13 protein-coding genes are annotated in these 13735 nt (G+C 67.2%); 10 read left to right on the top strand and 3 right to left on the bottom strand.

The annotated features are described in order from the left end of the window. Nucleotides 1-60: 60 nt before the first annotated feature. Nucleotides 61-597, bottom strand: a complete 537-nt coding sequence (locus C8E99_RS07625; protein WP_115931781.1) for an alternate-type signal peptide domain-containing protein — start codon at nucleotides 595-597, stop codon at nucleotides 61-63. Nucleotides 598-919: 322 nt separating this feature from the next. Here C8E99_RS07625 and C8E99_RS07620 point away from each other — a divergent pair, with 322 nt between their 5' ends. Next, nucleotides 920-1312: an Hpt domain-containing protein gene (locus C8E99_RS07620; protein WP_115931780.1), complete on the top strand. Its 393-nt coding sequence runs from the start codon at nucleotides 920-922 to the stop codon at nucleotides 1310-1312. Here the strand turns inward: C8E99_RS07620 and C8E99_RS07615 are convergent. Further along, a complete protein-coding gene (locus C8E99_RS07615) occupies nucleotides 1301-2155 on the bottom strand; it encodes a response regulator transcription factor (protein WP_211309098.1) in 855 nt (284 codons plus the stop codon). The genes C8E99_RS07620 and C8E99_RS07615 overlap by 12 nt on opposite strands. Before the next feature lie 86 nt (nucleotides 2156-2241). Between C8E99_RS07615 and C8E99_RS07610 the strand changes: the two genes are divergently transcribed. The 9 genes from C8E99_RS07610 (at nucleotide 2242) to C8E99_RS07570 (ending at nucleotide 12421) form a co-directional block, all read left to right on the top strand. Further along, nucleotides 2242-3963 (top strand): sensor histidine kinase, encoded by a 1722-nt coding sequence (locus C8E99_RS07610; RefSeq protein WP_147301198.1) that lies wholly within the window; start codon nucleotides 2242-2244, stop codon nucleotides 3961-3963. 49 nt (nucleotides 3964-4012) lie between these two features. Further along, nucleotides 4013-4255, top strand: coding sequence for a hypothetical protein (locus C8E99_RS07605; protein ID WP_147301197.1), 243 nt, complete (start codon nucleotides 4013-4015; stop codon nucleotides 4253-4255). Nucleotides 4256-4305: 50 nt separating this feature from the next. Then, on the top strand, nucleotides 4306-5511 hold the full coding sequence (gene tsaD / locus C8E99_RS07600) for a tRNA (adenosine(37)-N6)-threonylcarbamoyltransferase complex transferase subunit TsaD (protein WP_115933314.1): 1206 nt from the start codon (nucleotides 4306-4308) through the stop codon (nucleotides 5509-5511). A gap of 111 nt (nucleotides 5512-5622) precedes the next feature. Beyond that, nucleotides 5623-6150, top strand: coding sequence for a DUF6507 family protein (locus C8E99_RS07595; protein WP_115931777.1), 528 nt, complete (start codon nucleotides 5623-5625; stop codon nucleotides 6148-6150). A gap of 3 nt (nucleotides 6151-6153) precedes the next feature. Continuing rightward, nucleotides 6154-7530, top strand: a complete 1377-nt coding sequence (locus C8E99_RS07590) for a hypothetical protein (protein ID WP_115931776.1) — start codon at nucleotides 6154-6156, stop codon at nucleotides 7528-7530. 2 nt (nucleotides 7531-7532) lie between these two features. Beyond that, nucleotides 7533-8996 (top strand): hypothetical protein, encoded by a 1464-nt coding sequence (locus C8E99_RS07585; protein WP_115931775.1) that lies wholly within the window; start codon nucleotides 7533-7535, stop codon nucleotides 8994-8996. Nucleotides 8997-9144: 148 nt separating this feature from the next. Then, nucleotides 9145-9681, top strand: coding sequence for a hypothetical protein (locus C8E99_RS07580; protein ID WP_115931774.1), 537 nt, complete (start codon nucleotides 9145-9147; stop codon nucleotides 9679-9681). Then, nucleotides 9678-11204, top strand: coding sequence for a hypothetical protein (locus C8E99_RS07575; protein ID WP_115931773.1), 1527 nt, complete (start codon nucleotides 9678-9680; stop codon nucleotides 11202-11204). The genes C8E99_RS07580 and C8E99_RS07575 overlap by 4 nt, the downstream gene beginning before the upstream one ends. After that, nucleotides 11201-12421, top strand: a complete 1221-nt coding sequence (locus tag C8E99_RS07570) for a hypothetical protein (RefSeq protein WP_115931772.1) — start codon at nucleotides 11201-11203, stop codon at nucleotides 12419-12421. The genes C8E99_RS07575 and C8E99_RS07570 overlap by 4 nt, the downstream gene beginning before the upstream one ends. 34 nt (nucleotides 12422-12455) lie before the next feature. Here the strand turns inward: C8E99_RS07570 and C8E99_RS07565 are convergent, their stop codons facing one another. Continuing rightward, nucleotides 12456-13628 carry a glutamate--cysteine ligase gene (locus tag C8E99_RS07565; RefSeq protein WP_115931771.1) on the bottom strand — a complete coding sequence of 391 codons (1173 nt, stop codon included), beginning with the start codon at nucleotides 13626-13628 and terminating at the stop codon, nucleotides 12456-12458. Between the last annotated feature and the right edge of the window lie 107 nt (nucleotides 13629-13735).

Raw genomic sequence — 13735 nt, 5'->3', positions numbered from 1 at the left:
GGTGATGGAGCGGGCCTGGCGGTCAGAGGGACAAGACCGCCAGGCCACGTGGTGGTTCAGTCAGTTGATCGATGTTGCGAGTGCGTTCGGCTCCCGCTGGGTCAGCACGTAGGAGACATCGCCGAAGGCAAAGGTTTTGCCGACGCTGCTACGGCCCTGATCCGGGCGGTCGACGAACTGGAAGGTGGTGGTGGCGGTGACGGTGTCGCCATTGTTCTCTTCAGTCAACACGTTGCTGCCGGTGCTCAGGACCGGCTCGGAGACGTTGACATCGGCCGGGACGAATCCGTTGGCCGGGGTGACGCCGTCGGTGGCCAGCGTGGCCTTGATTTCGTCACCCAGGAGGGTGATGTCCAGGTCCTGGGAGTACGTCAGGGTCTCGCCCGGGATGACGCGGTAGGCGGAGATGTCCTGGATCGAGCCGGACAGGTTGGACCTCCACTGGCCTTCACCGGCAGCCAGGTCCAGGTCACCGGCAACGATGCTTCCGGGCTGGGAAGTGGCGTCGGCATTCCATACCGCCAGCGTGCCGCCGCCGCCGAGGAGGAGGGCCACGCCCAGGCCGGTCACGATTGCACCCTTGGTCATCTTCTTCATTGGTAAACCCTTTGCATGAGAGCGATCTTCGCCGGGGCTGGCGGGGATGCCAGCGCCGGCGTCGACACTGAGACGGTGCAGGAGCTCGTGAGCCTGTCCGACGGGGGATGTCGGTGCGGCGGTGGCTTCCTGTCGAGATCTATTTCACGGCGGGGTCCTCAAGTCCGTCCTTGGGATTTGCGACGAATCGCCACAAGGTTTCCCATAGATTCGCGGCTGTGGTCTTGAGGTTCCCTTTGGCCGATGTGAACAGAGTGGTTCTTGAGCAAAGCTTTGGGAAAAGCCCAGCGTGCTCCTGCGGAAGGGACGGCATCATGACGCTATGACCACTGCACCAGTACTCGATGCTGATGCGCTGGGCCGGTTGGGGGAACAACTGGGCGATACCGACATGCTGTGCCGATTCATCCACCGTTACGAAGCCATGCTGGACCAGCGCGTCGAGCGTCTTCAGCGCGCGCTCACCGCCCGGGACCACGAGGACTGGATGGACGCTGTCCTGTCCCTGAAAACGTCCTCGGCCCTGGCCGGGGCAGAGGCCTTGTCACGTCTGGCCGCAGAGCTCCAGGAGGACTTCGCCAGCCGTCCGCCCACGCCCGTGCTCTGGCCCGCCATGGAACGGCTGACCGAGATCATGGAGTGTGTGCGGCGTCTTGCCGCGGAGACTGCACGCCAGCTTCGGCTCTTCCTCCAGCAGGATCCATCACCGGCCTGACGGCTGCCAACCGAGCAGTTGCGGGCTGCCCGCCATCCGGTAGCCGACCCCGCGTACCGTCTGTACCCAGCGCGGAGACTTCGGAGAGTCCCCAAGCTTTCGCCGCAGGTTGCCCAGATGCACCTCCACAGTCCGCTCGTCCGCAGCGGACACGTAGTTCCCATGGTCCGGCTCGTCACCGCGGATGATCCGTGACAACTCCGCCTTCGACCGCACCACCCGGCCGCTGCGCATCAGCGTCTCCAGCAACAGGAACTCGGTCGGTGTCAGCGAGATCGCCCGCCCCTCCGCCTCCACGAGATGCAGGTCGGGGAAGAGTTCCAGCCCCTCCAGGTTCAGGCGCCGTCCGGCATCGGCGCCGGGCACGGACCCCGGGCCCGACGACGGCCCGCCGGCCGCTGCTGGAACCACCGGTACTCCGGGGGCGGGAGTGGCCGGCGTCGCGCTTGAGGCGGGGACGGAAGCCTGGCTGGCACGTGGCCGGCGCATCATGGCCTGGATCCGGGCGCGCAGCACGCGCGGGCGGAACGGTTTGGTGAGGTAGTCGTCCGCACCGGCGTCCAGGCCGATCAGGGTGTCGATCTCTTCGGTGCGGGCCGTCAGCATGACCACATAGGCGTCGGTGAACTGGCGTACCCGGCGGGTGACCTCGTAGCCGTCGATGTCCGGCAGGCCCAGGTCCACGGTGATCAGCACGGGGTCGAACTCGCGGGCCGCGGTGACTCCGTCCGTGCCGTTGGAGGTGGCGATCACCTCGAACCCGGACTGGCCCAACAGGGCGACTATGAGGCCGCGGATGTCATCATCATCCTCGATGACGACGGCGATACGATGATCCTCCACGCGCAACACCCCCGAAGCTTAGTTTGGTCCAAGGTTATCGTGTACAGCGGGGCGTCTCATGCCCCGCAAAGAAACGGAGCCATGCCGTGTCACTCGCTACCCCCACGACGTTGCCCTCTGCCAAGGGAGCCGAGGGGCGCCGCCACTTCGGCCAGTTCCCCCTGCAGCGACGCGTGTTGCTCTCCCAGATGCCGTTGGCGATCTCCACGGTGGTCGTGGCGATCGCCGTCCTGGTGATCGAGCCGGGAGTGGCCACCGGCTCGCCGCACTTCGTCCTGGGGCTGGGCGGGATCGGTCTGCTGACGGTGCTGGCGGGTGTGGTGCCGTGGCATCGATTCCACCCGGTGGTCTACTGGGTGATCCCGCTGCTGGACTTCGTGGCGATCGCGCCCCTGTGGACCGCCGCCCGTTACGTGGTGGACGGGATGTCCCTGCTCTCGGCCTTTCCCGTCTTCTGGCTCGCCTGGTCCGGGATCTATCCCGCCCTCGCGCTGACGCTGGGGTTCCTCGGCTCGGCCGCGGTCACCTGGTGGCCGTACCTGCCGGGGGAGGCGCCGTTCCCGGACGAACTGGTGGAGTCCGCACTGACCCGTCCGGTCGTGGTGCCGTTCCTCATGCTGGCGCTCGGGGTGGCGGCCAGCATCCTGACACGCAGCATGGACAAGCAACGAGTGGAGCTGCGCTCGGCCCTGGACCGGGCCGCCTCGCAGAACCGGATGTTGCAGGCGGTGGTGGAGACCTCGGATGTCGGGATCCTCGTGGTAGACGGGCGCGGGAACGACATCCTGATGAACCAGGCCCAGCGGCGTACCCATTTCATCGGGCTGCCGCCCGGCCGGGACGACGGGCCAGAAGACGAGCTGCTGCTGTTCGAGGCGGACGGGGTGACACCGATCCCGCCGGAGGAGCGTCCCGTGACCCAAGCCTTGCAGGGCAAGGACTACCGCGGGCGCATCATCGCGATCGGCACGGACGGATCCCAGCAGCACCTCTCCGTCTCGGCCTCGTCGATGTATGACGAGGAGGACCACTTCGACGGTACCGTGGTGGTCTTCCAGAACGTCACGGACCTGATGGACGCCATTCAGACCCGGGAGCGGTTCGTGGCCGAAGTCTCCCATGAGTTCCGCACGCCGTTGACCTCGATCATCGGCTATCTGGACGTCGCGCTGGACGAGGACCTGGACCCGATCGTGCGGAAGTTCCTGATCACCTCTCAGCGCAACGCGGATCGTCTGCTGGGGCTCGTGACGAGCCTGCTGGACTCCGCCGCGGACAGTTCCACGGTCACGGTGCAGGAGGTTAACCTGGCGCGGCTGGTGCAGAACAGTGTGGAATCCGTGGAGGTCCAGGCCAAGAAGGCGGGGCTCCGCCTGACGGCGGACCTCCCGGACCGGATGGGCGCGGAGGCCGACCCGGTCAAGATGAGCCAGGTGGTGGACAACCTCCTCTCCAACGCCATCAAGTACACGCCTGCCGGCGGCTCCGTCACCGTCGCGCTCCGCCGGCTGGGTGGTGTGGGTGGTATAGGCGGCGTGGATGGCGGCGTGGATGGCGGCGGGGACTGGGCCGAATTGACGGTCCGAGACACCGGTTTCGGGATGACGAAGGCGGAACGGGAGAGGCTGTTCACGAACTTCTACCGGACCGAGCACGTGCGCAAAGCAGCCATCCCGGGCACCGGCCTGGGGCTGGCCATCACGCAGGGCTTCGTGCGGGCCCACGGCGGGGAGATCCTCGTGTCCTCGGAGAAGGACGTGGGCTCCACGTTCACGGTCCGCATCCCGATCGCTGGTTCGACCTTCTGACCCCGCCTCCCTCAGCATGTGGAACCATGCCGAAAATCCCCTGGGCGGAGTGACCGTCCTGGATGGCACCTTGGCTGCATCCACCACCCTCGTCGACTCCGTGCTGGCCCCGGCCGAAGCTGATGGTGACTGGCGGGTGTTGTCGCCCTGCGGCAGCTGGTCCGCGTCCCCCGAACTGGTCTTCCCGACGCCGGCCGTGGACGTCGTGGACGTCTTTGCTGCCCCGAGCGCCGCTCCCGTTGCCGGCAGGGCACCCACCGACCTCGATTGGTACCCGGTTCCCCGGGACTGAGGTGCCGGGGCCGATCGGCGTCCCGTCCAGGGGTACCTAGAATGGTGGGCATGCCTTCCACGGTTGATGCCCCGATTCCCCATGCCTCCGCTGGTGTTCCTGCCGCCCCGCTCGTCCTCGGCATCGAGACCTCCTGCGATGAGACCGGCTTCGGGATCGTGCGCGGGACCGAGTTGCTGGCCAATGCGGTGGCCTCATCCATGGAGGAACATGTCCGCTTCGGCGGGGTCATCCCTGAGATCGCGGCTCGCGCCCACCTCGAGGAGTTCATCCCCACGCTGCAGCAGGCGCTGGACACCGCTGGCGTCACACTGGAGGAGATCGACGCCATCGCCGTGACCTCCGGGCCCGGACTGGCCGGTGCCCTCATGGTCGGAGTGGCCGGGGCGAAGGCCCTCGCGCTTGCGGCGAACAAGCCGCTCTTTGGCATCAACCATCTGGTGGCCCACGTCGGTGTCGGTGTGCTGGACGGGGTGGCCGAGAGCGGAACCGGGCCGGCCGCCGTCGTGCTCGGGGACGGTGCTTCGGGCGGGGATCCGCACATTCTGCCCGCCCCGCCGCTGCCCGAGAATCTCGGTGCCTTGCTGGTCTCCGGTGGGCACACGGAGATCCTGCAGGTCAACCGCCTCACCACGGACGTCACGCTGCTCGGCTCCACCATCGACGACGCCGCGGGTGAGGCCTATGACAAGGTGGCCCGTCTCCTGGGTGCCGGCTACCCGGGCGGGCCCGTGATCGACCGGCTGGCCCAGCAGGGCGATCCGAAGGCCTTCCGCTTCCCGCGCGGACTCAGCGCTCCGAAGTTCGTCGGCAGCGCGGAGGACCCCGGCAAGCACCGCCACAACTGGTCCTTCTCTGGGTTGAAGACCGCGGTGGCCCGGTGCGTCGAGCAGTTCGAGGCGGCCGGGGTGCCGGAGGACCAGATCCCGACGGCGGACATCGCCGCCTCCTTCCAGGAGGCTGTCGCGGACGTGATCACCGCCAAGGCCGTCCGCGCCTGCACCGAACACGGCATCACCCACCTGCTGCTCGGTGGGGGAGTGGCCGCCAACTCCCGGCTCCGCTCGTTGCTGGCCGAGCGGTGCGACGCCGCAGGGATCGGGCTGACCGTCCCCCCGGTCCGGCTGTGCACGGACAACGGGGCCATGGTCGCGGCCCTGGGGGCGCAACTCGTGGCGGACGGCGTGAAGCCATCCGGGCTGGACTTCGCCGCGGACCCCGGCCAGCCGGTGGAGAGCATCTCGTTGGTGGCCTGAGCCGGCCAGGGTGGTGGTGCATGGGGACTTCTCCCCATCGCTATGCTCCGGACCGATCGATAGGCTCTTCCCAGCGGGCCGACAGGGTCCATGGCCTCGAAGGGGTAGACCTTGACCGAATACTGGATCGACGTGCACGGATGCCAGCGTGTCATCTCAGACCTGCGGGAGATCGTGGATGCCAGCAATGACTTTCAGTGGGTCAACGACGACCTGATGATGGTCGACCGCCACACCTATGCGGCACAGGAGAGTTCGAACACCAAGTCGGACGCCGAGAAGGTGCATGCGGCGTACTACCCGTTCTTGGAGGAGAAGCTCGAGCCCACCTACGAACAGGTGATGCGGGAGCTGACCAACTGCATCAACGCCATGGAGGAGGCCGTCAACTACTACGTCTCCGGGGACGCCGCCATGGCGTACGAGGCTTCGGGAGCCACGTCTGACTTCCCCGAGTACCGTTCCGGGGATGGGACCTCCACCAGTGGCATCCCGTCCCCTTCGGACTCATCGGACCAGCAGGACACCACCGGCCCAGAGCCATCGCCCATGCCCAGCTACCCGGACCCGAACGACCCTCTGGGAGGTCAGCAGTACATCTCCAATCCCTATGAGGCTGCTCACGGAAGCCAGGGCTGAGTCATGACCAAGTTCGATGACGTGGAATGGATCACGGACGTCTCCCAGGAGAACCACACCTCGCGGTATTGGGACGGCGTGTGCTCCTGGGCGATTGGCACCGGCAATATCTCCTCGGCGGCCAACGCCGCGGACAATCTGGCGGAGAACTGCCACGAGACCTTCACCCACCTGATGCAGGCCGTGACGAAGTGGAACGATTTCCGCGAGGTCTACGGTGGCGCTGACAAGGATGCGGTCTTCGCGGCCATGACCCCGGTGGCGGAGAAGCTGCAGGCCATCAAGAACGCCGGTGCGGTGTTTTCCGGGGCCGTACAGGTGTACAAGGCCTCTGTCCAGGACTTCGATGACATGAAGGTCGACTACGACGGATGGGCCGAGGGATGGATGGAGACCTACCGCAAGGTGGAGTCCGATCACTCGAGCCTGTCTGACGACGAGTTCACGGCCAAGTACGGCATGAGCTACGCGGACAAGTCGAATGCCATGCGCACCACGCGTGACGGCAAGGAGGCCAATGGACCCGTCTGGGTCATCGACCATCTCAATGCGGCCCGGCGGGACCTGGCGAGCACGATCGACGGCGTCGACATGGAAGAGCTGGGGGAGATGGACTTCTCCCATCGCGGCGAATCCCTGACGCAGTATGAGACCCCGGAGGAACTGGCCGAGGCACTCGCGGACAGTCACATCTTTGGTGGCGCCGACCTCTCCGAGGAGGAATACCTGGCGATCGCCGAGGAGGTCTTCGCCCAGTACGACGACCTGCCCTTCGACTACATGGACGCCAACGGGGTCCGCTGGTCCTACGGCCCCAACGGGGAGCTGGTCCGCACCGGCTCGCCTATGGACCCGAACCTCAACGCCACCATCCTGGCGGTCATGAACGAGAACACGGACTGGCGGCAGATCGACTTGTCCTTCGACGGCGAGACCACCCAGACGGTAGCGGAGATGGCCTCGAGGTTCGGGCTGAACTCCCTGGGCAAGCTCACCGATTCCACCCTGGGCAAGGGTGTGATCGGCGGGTGGGCCACGGCGATCGTGCAGCTGATCGGCACCGGGGTGAACATCAACCGCTACCGGGAGAACCTCTCCACCGCCGCCCCGCTGCTCTCCGAATCCGAGTATGACTCGATTGTGCAGAAGTATGCCCGTGAATCCCTGATCGCGGATGGGGTGCAGATCGCCACCGGTGCCGGTTCCGCCGTACTGACCGCGGTGTTGGGCCCCGGTGGCATGGTGTTGGGCTTCGCCGTGACCTATGTGGCCACCGGGGTCACCGAGTTCATCGTCAACGAGGCCGGGGACCAGTCATGGGATCTGGACGAGATGCAGGACCGGTACAACCCGGACACCGGCGAGTTCGAGGTGGATTGACGGTGCCGACCGTCCCGCGCGCGTCCTCGTCTGCCCTGTCTCCCACCCTGCCCGTACCCACCGGCTGGTCCCCGGCCTTCCTGCCCGGGGCGGACCTGCTGCTGATGTCGCTGCCTGGGCCGGACCGGACGACCCCGGTGTTCACCGTCCGGCGGTGGAACACCAACGCTGACCTTCCCGACGGCTCTGAGGTGCACGACCCTCGAACTGATTCAGCCCCGGAAACCCCGCGGTTCGGGACCCGCAGTGGACCCGATCCAGCCCGCGGCTTGCCCGTGGGCATGGATCGCTGGTCGGGTGGGGACTGGTTCGGGCTGCGCTTCCTGCGCCTGGTGCCGTCTCTGGCCGGCCAGCCCATGGCGGAGACCCGCTGGTTGCTGTGGTCCGCGGTGGCCGGGCTGCCCGAGGGGTTCGACCCTTTGAAGGACACGCCGGTCTTGGACGCCACCGCTGTCTGCGCAGTGGGCGATCTGCCCCCGTTGGAAATGCTCATGGACTCGATGGCCGGTGCCATCCCTGCCGATTGGGCTCCGGCCCTGGCTGCGGGGCACCCCTCACCTCAGACGGTCGTCCGCGTGGACCGGAACGTCCGGGGCGCCGGTGGGACTGCGGCCCAGACGACGGCCAGGCCCGACGGCGGCCACGAGAGTCCCCGAGAGCTGTACAGCGCCGCAGGGGCATGGGCGGGAGCCTCGATGGTGGAGTTGGCGCCCACCGCGCTCGAGTTCCTGTGCATGCACCGCCCGGAAGCCGCCTGGGGTGAGCTCCAGGATGAGTCGGCCCGCCCCGTGCTGGAAGCCGGATTGGCCGATGCTGCCACCCGCCGTCTAACGGACCGGTCCTTCGCACTCGCCACGATCCTGCAGCACCCCGATCAGGTCTCCACGGTGACCATCCACAGTCAACACGGCCGTCACCGCACATTGGAGCTATTCCGGGCCGGAAGTCTCGTGGCCGCCGTCGCGCATGCCCTCCCGGTCCGAGGAATGCCGGACGGGGCGCTGATCGGTCTCTTCCCGGCTGAGCGCGCTCCAGAGCTGGTGCTCCGAGCCGCCGCGTTGGGCCCGTCCGATTCGCGCCGTCTGGGACAGGACACCGTCTCGCGGGACCTGCTGGTCCGGCGGGCCCTGAACCCGAAGACCGAGCTGCCGGAGCACCTTGCAGGCGACGCACGATGGCAGGACCTGTGGGAATCGGCCTGGTTGCTGTGGACCCTGGAGACCGAGGACCGGGCACCGAACGGGACCAAGGATGGTGTCCCCGCGCCGCTGCTCATGGCCCTCAACGCCGGCCGGCACGGTAATCAGGTCCTGACCCGGCCGGCTGGCGAGGCAGTTGGCGCTCACGGTGACACCAACGATGAGGTGAACCAGGGGGAGTCCGTGCGACTCGTCCCCGCCCAGACCTCAAGCCTGTTGGTGACCCTGCTGAACCGTCTCACCCCGCAACCATCACGGCATCGATAGAGGTCGAGACTCGCCGGTTCCCTCGACAACTGGCGCTCTCATGAGGCTTATGAGAGGGGATGGGGACTTCTCCCCATGGCGAGGCATGAAGACCGGCAGATAGCCTCGTGGTGAGCAGAGCCGAAGGTGACAGTCAACGGGGTGAGGCATGAGCGACTACGAGATCTATGTGGAGAACTGCCAGGGCGTCATCGATGCGGCCTACGGGACGATGGCTGACAAGACCGTCAACTTCTCCCTGATGGCCACGGAGGCCACGGAGGCCGCCACGGCCCTGAAGCCGAGCTTCGTGGTGGACAGTCGCGGAACCCACCTCGACTTCGGCACCTATCTGGATTCCTTCCAGGCCTTCTACGACAACCTGCTGAAACCTGAATTCGACGATGTCTGCAGCGACATCGAATTGGTCATCGGCGCCTTCCAGACGGCCCTCAACTCCTACACCGCCGGTGACGGGGAGATGCTCGCCCAGGCCAAGGCGCGTGAGGACGGTGTCTCCGAGGTGGGCTACCCGACGGTCATCGCCAAGGACGGTTCGACCCTGCATGAGGGCGGCACCGCCGTCCGGGAGGACGTCAATGGAGACGGTGTGGTCGATGGCCAGGACACCGGCACCCCCCAGGGGGAGCCGGGCGGCCTTGGCGTATTCGAAAACCAGGAGCAGTACCAGGAGGCCTCGGAATGACGTACGTGACCTTCGTCAACGGGGACGCCAACTACCGCAACTCCGCCTACCACCACGGTCTGGTTCCCGTTGCCCCTCCGCCGCCGAACACTTCGGAGATCAATGCCCTGGCGGATCGGGTGGAGACCGTCATGACCGATGCCTTCTGGGATGTAGCCCCCGTGGCCACGCAATGGACGGGCCTCGATGGCTTCTACATCACCGATGACACCGACACCGTCCTCAGTGCGATGGAGCCACACTTCCAGCGCCTCACCGGGATCAGGGACGCCGGACTCGAGGCCGCAGGGTACCTGCGGGCATTCGCCCAGGGCATGGAGGACTACGAAACTCGCCGGGGAACCTACCACGACAAGGTCCACACCATGGTCCAGGCGTACCTGGCCGAGGACAAGGATGAGTATGCCGTCAGTGACCTGATCAACCCGCTCATCACGGAGGGGACGCAGTTGAACGGCGTCCACTTCAGCCTCTACAAGACACTGAACGACTCCCTGGGCAAGATCGAGGTGGACGTCACCGGCAATCTCGGGTTCACCAAGTTCTCCGCCGGGCACAATTCCGTGGACTCGCAGGCCGAATTAGAGTCGTTCATCTTGCAGAGCGCCGGCTTCGAGGGGATCTCCGCCGAGGACGCCCGGCGGCTGGTGGCACATATCGATCTTGAGAGCCTGCCCTACACGATGATCGATGATGAGGGCCGCCGGTGGGTGCTGACCGAGGACGGCACCATGGTGATGAGTGGGAGCCCCATGGATCCCTACCTCAACGAACTCCTCCTCCGAGCCGTGGCGGAGGACCCGGAACTCCACGACGTCGAGATCAACTTCGGCGAGGACCACGACGGGGTCAAGCAGGTCGTCACCGGGGCTCAGTTGCACACCACGGTGGCTTCCATGGGACTGGGAGCGGCGACCACCCTCGGAGTGGCCAAGGGCGGTCCCGGGACACAGAGCCTGTCCTCGGCGGTGAGCGACAAGCTGGGCACCGCGGGCAAGGTCAAGGCCGTGTTCGACGTGGCTGCCAACGCCTCCCTCAGCACGCATGACATCGCCATGGGGTACCGCGCCCAGGCGCCGCTGATGTCCCAGGATCACGTCGCCGAGATCGAGGACGCCTACATCTCGCGGGAGACCCTGAAGGAGTCCATCACCACCCTGGCGGGGGTACCGACGGGTGCCTTGGCCGATGCGACCTTTGTCCAGTCCAAGGGGCTGTCCTATGTCGTCGTCTACTTCGTGGACGAGGGCGTCGCCCGGCTCGTGACCTATGTCGTGGACAGCGCCTGGGACATGCGCTGGACCGAGGACGAGATGATGGAGCACTCCCAGGAGATCGACTACACCGACGCCTACCACCAGTACGAGTATGAGGAGCTGTTGGAGTCCACCTACATCCACTCGGAGCCCGTGCCCCTCGAGCCAGACGAGGTGGTCACCGTGGACGAGCACGGCGAGATCCAGGTGGTGACCGTCGAACCCGAGGAGGCACCGACGGTCGATGCCCGTGGGGCGTCCGGTTGAGAACTGACTGGGGTGTTGCCGCAGCTGACGAGTACCCGCTGGCCGGGAAGGGCGTGACCGGGACGCTGGGGGATCCGCAGGGATGGGTGCGTCTGGCAGAGCATGAGCATGAGGACGCCTTGCTCTTCTCCGGGGCGACGCTGGTCCAGCACATGGTGCCGCGACTGACCCTGGACCGGTACACCGCGGACGAGGTCCGTTCCGGCCGGTGGCCGGATCCGACGGCCGAGGACGAGCGATGGTTCCAGGTCGCCGTCGAGCCCTATGACGACGGCTCCCGTGTCGGGTGGCGGGTGATGCGGGTGGCCCAGGAGGCAGGCGGCTCCATCACCGAGACGGCCTGGATCTTCGCCGACGCAGACGGCCTGGACATCATCCGGGCCAGATATGCGACTGCCGTCCACCCGGAGCTGGAGTTGCTGGCCACCATGGTCGTCTCTGAGGTCCGGGACGGCCTGCGAACCGGCAGGGAGTGGGGCGTGGTCGACTACGGGTACAACGGACCGCGGAGCCTGCCATGGACGCTTGCTATCACGAGGACGGGGTGGGCGTGGTTGCGGCGGCTCACCCAGGAGAAACGGGTCCACCGAATCGAGGAACTGGATCGGAGCCTGCTCGAGGAGGCCGGACTGGTTGAGGGGCTCGTCCCGACCGAGCTCGGTCACACCCTCGGGCAACGGTTCAGCCGCGCCCAGACGAGCCTCGACCTCTCACTCGGCCGAGAGGGCGGACAACAGTCCCACCTGAGGATCCGCGTGGTCGGCCGCTTCGCCTACACGGAGGAGACGTCGGGGGACCGCGTCTGGCTCGGTGTCCTCAGCCGACACCTCGTCGCCGACGTGGTGGTGCGCTTTGCCGGCATCTCGCCAGGCCTGAACCGTACCTTCGACTCGCCGCTGTGCCGGACGGCAGACCTCCAGGGCCGATTGGCCGACCGTCGCCAGCCACTGCCGGAGGGTGCGGGAACCGCCCAGTCTGAGGTGTGGCGGGACACCTGGTACCACTGGACCCTGGTGGGGACCTCGGCGCAGGGGACTGAGCTGGCGTGGCAGCACATCGGCACGCTCAACCACGGACAGTATGCCGTCGGGCGCCCCGGGCCGTATGCCGAACCGGGGTGGGTCCGCATGGAGCCCGTCCCCTCGTCGCAGCTGTTCCGAGCCGTGGTGGACCTCGTCCGGCCCGACCGCTCTCGAGTCACAGACCGAGAGTCCTGAGCCGAATTACCGTCGGTCTGCGACTCGGGGGGCGTCAGCCCCCGATCGACACCTGCGTCCGGGCCACCGCATCGGCGACGACCGCACGCAGGGGAGCGTCGGCGTCGTGCCCCGGGTTCTCCGCCACAGCCGCCGCCACCCGCCGCTGGTGCGCGGCCGCGCCGCCGCCGGCGAGGATGTCCTCCACGCCGGCCAGCTCGGCCGAGCAGCCGAGGCGCTCGGCCACCGGGGCCAGCCGGATCAGCTCGGCGCGCAGGTGCTCGGAGACGAGCGTCTCCTCGCCGGCCGCGTCCAGGATGATGATGGCGTCCTGGCCGTAGCGGGCGGCCCTCCACTTGTTCTCCTGCACGTGCCACGGCGGCATGGTGGGGATGGTGCCGCCGGCCTCCAGGATGTCGGAGAAGTCCTGCACCAGGCACTGGGTCAGGGCCGCGATCGAACCCATCTCCTCGAGGGTCGCCACGCCGTCGCACACGCGCATCTCCACGGTGCCCAGCCGTGGCACGGCGCGCACGTCCCAGCGGCACTCGGTGACGTCGTCGATCACGCCGGTCTTGGTCAGGTCCGCCACGCACTGCTCGAACCCGGACCACTCACGGAACTGGAACGGCAGCCCGGCGGTGGGCAGCTGCTGGAACATCAGGGTCCGCTGGGACTGGTAGCCGGTGTCCACGCCCGCCCAGAAGGGGCTGGAGGCGGACAGCGCCAGGAAGTGCGGCACGTAGTTCACGAGCCCGTCCACCACGGGCATCGCCTTGCGCACGTCATCGAGGCCCACGTGCACGTGCACCCCGTAGATCAGCATCTGCCGGCCCCACCACTGCGTGCGGTCGATCATCTTGCCGTAGCGGTCCGCCGGGGTGACCTGCTCCAGGGTCGGCTCCGCGAACGGGTGCGAGCCCTGGCAGTACACCTCCACGCCCATGGGACCGGTGACCTCCCGGACGGTGCTGGCGGACTCGCGCAGTTGGCCGATCCCCTCGGACACCGAGTGGCACACGTCCGTGACGAGTTCCACCGTGTTCAGCAGCAGCTCGGGTTTGACGTGCGGGTGCTCCTGCCCGAGGTGCAGCTCCGCCTGGTCCGCGACTCCGGCCAGCACCTGGTCCGCGACCGGCTTCAGCGTGCCGTCGGTGGCGTCCACCAGGGCCAGCTCCCATTCGAGGCCCAGGGTGGACTGTTCGGACCGTGCGAAGGGAAGGTTCATGGGCTCATCTTAGAACTCCCGACCCGGTGCTCACGGCCAGAAAGACGAGTGAGGGACGAGTGAGGGGCGGACGGGGACGGGCGAGGGATGGGCGGAGGGCCGGGCAG

The sequence above is a fragment of the Citricoccus muralis genome (assembly GCF_003386075.1).
Taxonomy (GTDB): Bacteria; Actinomycetota; Actinomycetes; order Actinomycetales; family Micrococcaceae; genus Citricoccus; species Citricoccus muralis.
The sequence above is the reverse complement of the archived record's forward strand: the minus strand, read 5'-3'. Positions and strand labels throughout refer to the sequence as shown.